Annotated in this window: 4 protein-coding genes; 3 read left to right on the top strand and 1 reads right to left on the bottom strand. The window is 37.1% G+C overall.

Annotation, left to right across the window (positions count from 1 at the left end):
- The 3 genes from ABID23_RS07305 to ABID23_RS07295 all read left to right on the top strand — a co-directional run.
- Window positions 1–1275, top strand: a 1275-nt coding sequence (locus ABID23_RS07305) for a DUF637 domain-containing protein (RefSeq protein ID WP_354190764.1), incomplete at its 5' end; no start/stop codon positions are given.
- Window positions 1276–1410: 135 nt separating this feature from the next.
- Window positions 1411–1764 (top strand): hypothetical protein, encoded by a 354-nt coding sequence (locus ABID23_RS07300; RefSeq protein WP_354190762.1) that lies wholly within the window; start codon window positions 1411–1413, stop codon window positions 1762–1764.
- A gap of 6 nt (window positions 1765–1770) precedes the next feature.
- Window positions 1771–4392, top strand: a complete 2622-nt coding sequence (locus tag ABID23_RS07295; protein ID WP_354190760.1) for a DUF6990 domain-containing protein — start codon at window positions 1771–1773, stop codon at window positions 4390–4392.
- A gap of 795 nt (window positions 4393–5187) precedes the next feature.
- Here ABID23_RS07295 and ABID23_RS07290 read toward each other — a convergent pair.
- Window positions 5188–10161, bottom strand: coding sequence for a DEAD/DEAH box helicase (locus tag ABID23_RS07290; RefSeq protein ID WP_354190758.1), 4974 nt, complete (start codon window positions 10159–10161; stop codon window positions 5188–5190).
- Window positions 10162–10624 lie beyond the last annotated feature (463 nt).

Raw genomic sequence — 10624 nt, 5'->3', positions numbered from 1 at the left:
GAAAAGAACCTGATCAAAGCCGCCATTGGCACAGGCGTTCAAACGGCTCTTGAGGGTGGTTCTTTTGACAAGAACTTTTTTAACAATCTGCGCATCGCCCTGTCTGATACGGTTGGCAAATCGTTGGCAGAAGAAATCGGTACCGCCAAGGCTGAAGGCAAAATAGATACGGTCACGCAGATCGTTGCCCACGCCGGTCTTGGCTGTTTAAAAGGCGCTGTTGCGAGTGGTGCTTGCTCTGCCGGTGCTATCGGCGGGGCTGTGGGTGAAGCCACAGCTATGCTCCAGTTTCAATTGTGGTCCAAAAATTTAATACAAAAAGAAATAGCAGCATTGAATGGTCGTATTCCAACGGCAGAAGAACAAGCGCGTATAAATGCAAAGATTGAAGCACAGTTTTCTGATTTTAATGATCATGCCATTGATGTAGCGCGTGCTGCTGGGGGCTTTGCAGCGGCCCTTGCTGGTGGTGATGTCAATACTGGCGCGGATGCCGCTGGAAATGCTGCGGAGAATAATTTTCTTCCTGCGGTAGCAGCATTAGCAGCATTCATTGTGTCGCTTACACCAGAAGAGTTGGCAGCTCTGTCTCTTTTTATGGCTGGCGGAGCAACTGTTGTTGGATCCTCTAGCAATGGGACGGCTATAACGGATTTCCTTGGCTATTTGTTTGCATCGAAAAATGCAGAAGAAGACAGCGAAAAAACAAACCAAAACTCACAAGAAGAAAAAAATAAAGATTCTCAGAAGGAAAGTAAAAATAAGAAAAAAAACGGAAACAATAAAGAACCACAAAACAATAATGATGGAAAGGGTAACATACTTGCACAAGTCAGGAAGCATCATGACAAAAAACGCGATGAAAAAATACAAGAATTAAGGGATGAAGGATGTATAGTATGCGAGACAGAAATAGTATTCAAAACTAAGACGGATAAGGGGGTAGTAAGATCTCGTGCGGATATTGTTGGTATAAGGAAGGGTAAACTGTTTGTTGGTGATGTAAAAACGGGAAAAGCTGGTTTAAGTGGAAACCAAAAGATTTTGAAAGAGGCATATAAAAAAGGAAATAGTGAGTCCACAAAAGGAAAAATTATAAATTTTTTTAAAGAGAACAAAGAGTTCTTAGAGAAATATCAAGAATCGTTTAAAGGTTTTAAAGGAAGTGATAAAAAATTAAACGAGGCTAGTGAAAAATGGATTAAAGAACAATTGAGTAATAAGTTAGACAAAATGGACTTTTACACTTTTCATTATCCAGGACTTTTTGAATGAAAGTGAATAGCGATGCGAACTAAAGACGTGACAGAGATTTTAAAAACGCTTGGCTGGGAGACGAAAGATCAGCTATTATTTACAGTGGTAGAACAACATTAGCGTGAATAAGCTGCGACTTATGGAGAATAATCTATGAACTTTTCGTTAAAAAAAATACATCGCCCTGATATTATTTATGTGGAGAAAGGTGTATTAAAAGTTATTGATATAAAAACTGGTAATTCTCAATTAACAGAATGTCAAAAAGATTTCGAAATAGCGTATAAAACAGGAGATGCAAAACCTTTTGGGAAGATTATGAAACGGTATTTAGGTGAAAATAAGGAACAGCTTAATAAATACCAAGAAGATTTGAAAAAATTTGAAGGAGATGCAGAGCTTCTGAAAGAGTTTAGAGACAATTGGAGTGAAAATCAGATAAACAAAGAGTGGAATAGAATAATTCCTTATACAGTTAGCTGTTATCCGGGGGTTGGAGAAGAGTGAAACATTATGCAAACTAAAGATGCAGCAGAAATATTAAAAAGTCTGGGCTGTGAGCCCTATCGTGATGAAGTAGGCGATACATTTGCCCATTATTATCTTCCGGATCGCATCGTGGATTTGAGCTATGGTGTGAAACATGAAAAGGATGGTGAAAAATTTTGGTTATTAGCTAGTCTCACAACTGCTTCTTATAGTCTTGCTTGTGAATATTCTAGGGGGCAAAAGTCACGGTATGGATATATACTCTATCCAGAAATAGGTGATTTCGGGGTTACGGTACCGGATCTTTCAGAAAGTCATATTGAATCTGCTTTAAACAAAGTCATCACTTGGGCAAAAACACGAAATATTGAACAAAAATTACATGAAGAAGCTGCTAATCATTCTCTTGTTGCAAAGGCTCTTCTCGGCGATATAGAAGCTTTAAGGAGTTATAAGTCTACGCCCAAAATAAACGTATCAGAATTTTCTGATTATAAAATGATGACGTGGAATGGACGCCTGCTTCTTTTTGCACAGGCCTATAAAAATGGGGAATTAGACGATATTCTAACGCGTAAGAAGCCAAAACAGCGCTCGATAAGCCTCACAGCAGCAATGCGCGTTCTCAAAACACAAGGGTGGTTTGCAACGGAGCCTGGAAAAATGTGGTTGGTTTTGCCCGACCGCTTTATTCAATTTGATTTTGGTTTTATACGTCTCCATGACAATTACAATGTCCGTATTGAAGCTGAAATATCTAATAAAGAGATTTCTGTCGCTTGCAAATATATTCACTATAGTGGGGAGTATCGGTGTATATCACCTACAAATATTTATAATTCTTTTAATACGATTGGGGGGGGGATTTTTAGTGGTTTTGGTAAAGGCATTGATATTTGTGTAGAGACATTAGATGAGCAAGAGCTTATCAAAATCTCTGAGCGGATAATACAGTGGGCACGTGCCCAAGATTTACAAGCATCAATAGAAAGCAAAACGCTTATCCAAAAATATAGCTACAATATAGATATAGTCTGGCATTTAGCTTGTTTAGCATTGACAGGTCAAATTGATGTCCTGAAATCTTATCAAAATTTTTTAGAAGCAGGTACGATTTCTGAGATTTTGGATGACAGTGAAGTAGAGAGATATATTAACCATGCCGTTCAATTTGCTGAAAGACATCTGAAAATCCTTCATGAGAGAGAGGCTGCAGAAGCACATCTCAGTCCACAAGTTTTGATTACTTTCAATAAAGTTACAGAGCAATTAAAAGAAATAGGGTGGACAGTTTATCGTGATAAAAACTACAATCGCAATGCCTATTTTATAAGCAAAGACCATATCATTAATATAATGTACAGCCTTGATACAAAAGGAAAAACACCGATCCTTATATTCAAGGCTTCCCTATCAACACTTAGTTTTTCTACTGCTCATAGAGAGATGTTTCCTAGATTGCCCCAATATATAGCTCTCAAAGAGGCAGAAGAAGTTTATACAGTTTCTAGTACTGAATTGGATGAAGGCAAGCTAAAGGAGATTTGTACAGATATACTTGAGTGGGCTGATCGGCAAAATGTCAATCAAATCATCTATGATTATGCCGCTTTGCCAACAAATAGTGAACTTAATCTTGTGCTACGCCACTTTGTTGCACTTGTTCTGATTGGTGATATTGAAAAGCTCAAATTTTATAAGGAAAGTTTCAGGGCAAAGAACCGTCTAGGCTTTGTAGATACTATCACAAAATATGATATTGACAACGCTCTTACTCTTGCACGGCGTTATCGAATGGGTTTTTCAAAAAACGCTCCGATTTTAAGCTTGGATGCGCAAACAGCATCTGTTGCTTCTAAAACAACTTCTGTTGAAGTGGCAGAGGAAGTGGATGAAGCGGATGACACTGATGATCGTCTCACCATGGAAAGTGCTCATGCACTTTTAAAAAGCCTAGGCTGGTCAACTGAGAAAATCAATGAGAATGACCATATGGCAAGCTATCAATTGGCTGATCGTGAAGTAGACATTCTTTATAACGACGAAATTGCCAAAGACTACCCGCAATTTGATAGCGCCTTTATGATTAGCACGGGCATTCTTTCCACCGCTTGTAAATTCATTGATCCTACCCACACGGAAGATATTCCAGACATACAGCTTAATTTTGAAGCCAAGGGATTAGAAATCTTTGAACCAGAAGTCACTGCGGATCGTTTAACACAGGCGCTTGATGATGCGCTAGAATGGTCAGTCGAAGAAATTGATCTTTCTGAAAGACTTCGCTCTGATTATGGCGCTGCTCCTTGGGAAAAAAGCACCACGTCTAAAGCAAACGATGCACCTTATGCTTTACTTCATCTTGGCGCTCTTGCTTTATTGGGTGATGTTGAGACCTTACAATCTTATCAGCAAAGCTTTACGGCAGGTGATCACCTAGGCTTTGACGAGAGCATCAACAAAAACCACCTTGAACGTGCATTAGCTTTAGCCAAAGAAGTAGCAAAAACCAAACAACTGAGCTACGCTTTGATTGAACGGGTGGCAGAAAAGTTTGATGATCAACAAGAGGTTATCAGCAAGGAGCAATCCCGCTCGTGGAAAGAGAAAATAGTCAATTTTATCGGAAAAAAAGACAAGAAATAACACCTAAAAAATATCAAAAAGATTTCAAAAATTTAGAAAATAAGGCGCGGTCCAAAGCCTTGATCATAGTTGAGAAACTCAACAGTGGTATGGCTTTGATCATGGTTTTGATGCAAGATTTTAAGGAAACAACCTATAAAAAAGATCTATAAAATTATTCCATAGATTAGCAAAATCCCTTTTATGAATTTTTATCAGTTCTTTTGAATGATAACCTTATGATTTTAGAGAATTGATTACAACGTGCTTTATGAAAATCATATGATCCTTTAAAGCTTTTCAAAAGATAGCTTGTAACTCATAAGAGATGCTATCAAGATCATTATAGTTATGAGTTTTGACGGGGTTTTGAGTTTTGAGGGTTGCTGCTATTATGTAAAAAAACGATAAAAAGCAAAAACGTTATTTTTCAATAGGTTAAGATTTTACAGATCTTAAAAAAACAACCTCTATTGATAATGCAATCTATAAATTCAACTAATAATATACGTTTTGAGGGGGTTTTGACGGTTTTTACACCTTCAAAACCTATAAGCAAAATGAATATATATAACTCTCTTTAAACAAAGCTTTTGAAAACAATAAAGCACTCATTTTAGATTACGGTATAACCTCTTAAAGGCAATCCAAATAAGAGTATCTAAAAGTGCAAGTTTCTTCTTTTTAGAATAACGCATGATAAATTATCCTTTTAAAGATTGTATGCAAGCAATGTATAAAGGGGTATAGACTACAGTTATAAGCTCTATACCCCTTACGAGTTTATCATACCCATTTGTAAGCATGCTTTATAAGTTATTCAGTTTCTCTTAATACCAAATTTGGTAAGTTCTTAACGATTTTCATTGTTTCTAAACTTACGGTAATAACCCTTTGAAACAACTCCAAAGGATAAGCAGGGTTTCCAACGGTTTCAACAGCATAGCGATTGGTATCATTAACAATGCCGCTCTTTTTATCAGTCTTTACACATTGCCGTTCCATAACCCATTCAAGAGCGGGTTTACCATTGACGATATATTCATAAGCTTCAAGAGGGATATCTGTCATTGTGACATTGCTGTTGTAAAAAACTGTCGATTTATCTTTTACTTTACTATTCCCAAAAAAATTCATTTCTGTAACATAATAGAATTTTTCAGGATTAGGGATGTCAGTTAATTTTGGATTGCCTTTTTTAAAGGTCACGGGATAAGGCTCTACATCTTCATAATTCACGTGCAAATGACCCAGTTCACGCCCTGCTGTTACAAACTTCCAAAAATCATCAGCACTCTTTACGCAAGGGATACGAGGCAATTCTTTAGAGAGGTTATCAGCATAACGGGTGCGGTAATCTTCTGAATGCAAAATCCCGTAAACATAATAAAATAGATCATCTTTAGTGATAGTTTCATTAGGATAAGCGGCTTTAAAATGTGCTAATCCTTCATCCGTAATGGCATCACGGCGTTGTAAACCAGCTGTTTTGTTTTCCTCTATAGAGTTTGTAAATAAATGGGATTGCTTTTCACTTTTCTCTTTTAAGGATACAATATCTTCATAAAGATATTGCGGAAAGCATTGACCGTTTTCTATCACCTGATAATCAGACACAGCTTTAATCATAAGAACAGAAAAGTTTTTTTTTGCTCCTATGCCTGTAAGTTGTATCATTTTATTTTCAACTGATTTTCCTATAGGAAATATACATGGCATTATGGAAACTCTATCGTTGAAAGCACGATTATAATAGAGCCATTGTTTTGTAAAAGGGCGATAAATACTTTGAATAAAGCACGTCTCCTCGAACTCAAATAATTTTTCTCTTATAAATTCTCGTTTAAGAGTACTACTCCAACTGATCTTTGTAGCATCAGCGTTAACGAAATTGTCTATAGCCTTTTCACGTATTTTGCGATCAACATGTCCATAAGCTTCGTTAAAGCGCTCCACTTCGCTATTATAGAAGTTAATCATGTTGTACATGTTTTTTGATAAAGCATTACGACTTGAGTTGTATGCCCACGCATCACGACTGGTTAGAACGCCACAGGAATAAGTTTCAAAAAGCTTTGTATCATGACCTTTCTTAACACCTAAAGCTAGAAATGTCTTGAAACTGTCATCACGTTGATTTATCCAATCATTATGCCTATCCGGTGTAATTATTTGCCAACCTTGTTTACTCCGTGTAATACCATTAATGCTACCAAATTTTTTAATTGTCTTAAGCTTTTCTTCTCTATTGAGATAATCTCCAATATCACGGAAATATATCTTACCATGCTGCTGTGCATTTGGATTTTTTACGAGAATAGAGATAGCTATAGGAGCTCGTGATCCAGAACCAAAAATCTTGCCGCCTTCTTTTCGCGAAAGTTCTCCAGACGTTCGTTGATTGCCCCGTAAATGGAAAATATAAAGGCTGCTAAATTCTTCAACAAGGCACTTTCGCAAGCCATCCATAGATTTAGTATCTACAAACCCTGCATTTGTAACAAAACCAATAACACCACAGTCTTTTATACGGTCACTTGCCCAGCGAATGGCGCGGATGTAACTATCATAAAGCGCCTGCATAAGACTTGCTTTTGAATGAGCGGCATAAGTGTCACCAATACGTTTATTTAATATGGGATAGGGAGTGTTCTTTGCATTGTCGTTTTCGCTTTTTTGTCCTATCGAATAAGGAGGGTTACCAAAGATAACTTTGATATTTAGTTTCTTTTGATGCTCTAAATATTCACTGTTTTCTTTAAATAATTTTTGCAACAAACTCTTCTCTTCAATCATTTGAAACGTATCAGTCAGACCAATATGCTTAAAAGGAATATAATCACCTTTCATAAGACCATGATAAGTTGCTTCAATGTTAATGGCTGCTATGTAATAGGCTAGCAAGACAATCTCATTTGCGTGGATATCATAACGGTATTTATATTCCATATCCTCTGGTTTGATGAGTTTTGATTGTAACAGCCGCGTAATAAAGGTTCCTGTTCCAGTGAAAGGGTCAAGAATAGAGACACCTCGTGAACCCAAGCTTTTTCCAAATTCATGACGCAACACATCATCAACAGAATGAATGATAAAATCAACAACCTCAATGGGAGTATAAACAATGCCTAATTTTTCTACTGTACGCGGAAAAGCATAACGGAAAAATTCATTATAAAGCTCTACAATTAAACTTTGTTGTGCTTCAAGAGTGGTAATTCCACGCGTGTAAAATTGTACACTCTTAGAAATATTTTTGAGATCTTGAGATTCTTCTTTAGGGGCAACTTTATCAAGGACATTGAGTACACGTTGTAAAGCACAAGAGACGGGATTCTCTTGAACAAACTGATGCCCTTCAAATAAAGCATTAAAGACTGGACGCGTCACAAGATGTTGCGCAAGCATTTCAATTGCATTTTGTTCGGAGATAGTTGTGTTTAAATTGTTACGCAATTCGGTCATAAAATCATTAAACACCTGCCGTGTTTCAGTTTCTGATTTTTTTAAAACCTCAGTTAAGCGTGTGATATGAGTTTGAGCAAGATCACCAACATTTATTGCCCATTTTTTCCAATAGCTAGGGTCGTAAAATCTATTAACAATAGCAGCTTTAATGACATCTTTACATTTAGAAAAAAGGGGGAGTTCTCCTTGTTCTTCACATATGTGAGAGGATTCGTAAGTTGCTAACCCAATATTAAGTCCTGAATACTCTAATTTTGAGCGTATAGGTAAATCATCAATAACCGTAGTCGTATCTTCTAACTCAAGTTCTTGAGAAGCAGCAACGATTTCAAGAGCATCGCTTACGTCTTGTTTTTTGTGCATATGGTGAATTATTTTATTAAAATTGTCATCATGGGCACGTAAAGCATTGAGAACTTGCCAGATGACATTATATTTTTTGTTGTTTTCTAAGGCTATTTCCGGCGGAATGTCAGCGGGTATCCCAATGGGTAGAATGATATAGCCTCTTTTTTTACCCTCTGCTCGACGCATGACGCGTCCTATCGCTTGAATAATCTCAATTTGACTTTTTCGCGGGTGTAAAAATAGAATGGCATCAAGAGCAGGAACATCCACGCCTTCAGACAGACAGCGTACATTGGTAAGTACACGACACGTATTTTCCCCCGCATCTTCCTTTAACCAGTCGAGTTGTTTCGTACGCTCTTTAGCACTAAAGGTTCCATCAATATGGGCAAGGGTACAGTTAAGAGGAGGAGTATCTTTATAGTTCTTATGAAGAGCGCGTAAAGATTCTTGCACTTTTTCTTTTTTGAATCTCTTGCATATGCGTTTAGAAGTCTCAATATCTTTGCAAAAAACTAAAGCTCTACGCATGGGCTTGGGGTCATCTTTAAGATCAAGTTTCAGATCCATTTTGGTAAGGGCTCTATAACAGCCATTAATCTTGGTCCTATCGTCAAGAATAAGTTCATAATTCTTATCGGTAATAAGATGTTGAATGGATTGGCTTACTTCTTTTTCATTGACAACTAATATGATAACTTTACAAGGTGCTAACAGCTTATCCTCTAAAGCACGTGAAAAGTTGTAAGAGAAAAGTTGTTTGCCATAGAGTTTTTCATTATCCATGGACACTAAAACGTTATTGGATAAGAAAGCATTCCTTTTCAGCTTGTCACTAAAGATCTTAGGCGTTGCTGTCATATACAGACGTTTTTTGCCTTGAATGATGCTGTTATCGTGAACCTTGATAAATTCAGATTCATTGTCTTCACTTCCCAATAAAGCTCCAGTCGTTCTATGCGCTTCATCACAGATGATCAAATCAAATGCGGGTAATCCATGATCCTTTTGTGCATCAGAAATCACTTGGATAGAATGGTAAGTTGAAAAGATAACCGTCATCGCATCTGCTAGGTTTTCACGAGCTTCTTTAGCAAGGGCTTTGGCGTCCGTGGTAGCAGGGAGAACAAGATCTGATGTTTCCATGCCAACAATATCATCTTGGTTTTTACGACGCTTGCCTACTTTCGTATCCGAACACACCGCAAAAGAACGCAAGGGCACTTGTGCATCGGCTGTCCATTCACGGATTGTTTGTGAGACTAAAGCCAGAGAAGGCACCAGAAACAACACACGCTTGCCTTTCCCAGCAAGGCTTTCTGCTATCTTCAAACTGGTGAAAGTCTTGCCCGTTCCACATGCCATAATCAGCTTGCCACGGTCTGCTTCTTTTAAACCTTCACAGACTTTCTTGATGGCTTCTTCTTGATGGGGACGAGGCTCTTTTGTTGATTTCAGAACCACTTCTTGTTTTGTTGCAAATATTTGCCAATCTATCCGACTGTTTTCCATATGACGAAGGTCAATGCGATAAACGGGGATCGCTTGTCCTTTAATCATGGCATTCACATTGTCACTTAATTCCACTTCCGTACTATCAACGAGAAGACGATATTTAAAGATATCTTTTCCAGATGCCGCGATAAAGCTATCAATATCCTTTTTACTGATCTGATGGTCTGCTTGATAAAACTTACATTGAATAGCGACATAGCCCTCTTGATTGCGAAGCTTAGCAACCAAATCAATACCGATATCATTTTTATTCCAACCTTCATGCTCTTTAGCCCATTCATAATAGCTCTCAACTTTTTCATATCGCCCATAGTGGAGAGGGTCATACATAAGATATTTTGTCACAAAATCTTCAAACACTTTCCCCCGTAGAGCATTTGATGTTGCCTGTTCACGATAGGATTGTAAAAGGGAGCGTAAAGTGACGTGTTCATTATCAGACTTAATAGATTGCAGCATATTGTAATAAAAATCCCTTGCCTTATGATATGATTAATATTCATCAAAAGAATCAAAACGAAGCTTATTAAATCCATTTTGAGTAAATGGTGAAAAAAATGCAGAAAAATGCGAAAAAACGGATAAATTTTTTTAAAAGGGGTTTTTAAAGGTACTTATCCACAGCCCATGACATGGAATAAGATCAGCAAAGTAGTAAAATTTGCTATTCGTTTTATGAAAAAAAGACAAATTCACTATGTGCTTTAAAATATCAGAATGAGTACTTTGATAGATTTTATGAATCATTTTCCTTATAGGTTTTGAAGGTGTAAAAACCGTCAAAACCCCCTCAAAACGTATATTATTAGTTGAATTTATAGGTTGTGTTATCAATATGAGTTGTTTTTTTAAGATCTGTAAAATCTTAACCTATTGAAAAATAATGTTTTTAATTTTTATCGTTTTTTTATCTAAAAGGGGC

The sequence above is a fragment of the Bartonella silvatica genome (assembly GCF_040545155.1).
Taxonomy (GTDB): domain Bacteria; phylum Pseudomonadota; class Alphaproteobacteria; order Rhizobiales; family Rhizobiaceae; genus Bartonella; species Bartonella silvatica.
Note: the sequence above shows the minus strand (reverse complement) of the source record. Positions and strands in the feature narration are given on the sequence as shown.